Annotated in this window: 1 pseudogene; it reads left to right on the top strand. The window is 51.2% G+C overall.

From position 1 onward, the window contains the following. Nucleotides 1-200 (top strand): annotated as a pseudogene (locus AB9F26_RS22275) (IS6 family transposase); the annotation flags it as partial. Nucleotides 201-504: the final 304 nt, after the last annotated feature.

Raw genomic sequence — 504 nt, 5'->3', positions numbered from 1 at the left:
AGAATTCACACTTGCCGTTCCGACGACGAGAACGTGCCATGCAGCGCTTCCGCCGAATGCGAAGTTTGCAGAAATTTGTTTCCGTTCATGCATCCGTTTTCAACCACTTCAATCAGGAGCGTAGCATTTCCCAAAGAGATCATTTCAAAGCCAATCGCACTGCCGCGCTCACAGAGTGGCGCGGTCTTTGTGTGGCGTAAACGGGCAGGGGTACTGGCCTGGCTGAGACGAGTTCGAATTCGTCTGACAGCACCTCGCGTTTCTCTCGCCGACCATAATCGGTCAGGCTGTTAACGGAACTCTGCTGCATCACATTACAACAGACTATCTTCTGAAGAAGGGCTTCCCTTCTGACTGGGCCCAGCAAGACGATTTGCTCACTTTGAAGTGGTCCTGCTTTTTAGGACAGGTTTACGGCTTTGCTAAGATGCACCTGGTTTATGTTCATGCCGCGTTTCGTGTTTCTAGTTGTCCGAAGTATGCGATGTCCGGCGTACGCTTATC

This window comes from Falsihalocynthiibacter sp. BN13B15, assembly GCF_041205415.1.
Taxonomy (GTDB): domain Bacteria; phylum Pseudomonadota; class Alphaproteobacteria; order Rhodobacterales; family Rhodobacteraceae; genus Falsihalocynthiibacter; species Falsihalocynthiibacter arcticus.
The sequence above is the reverse complement of the archived record's forward strand: the minus strand, read 5'-3'. Positions and strand labels throughout refer to the sequence as shown.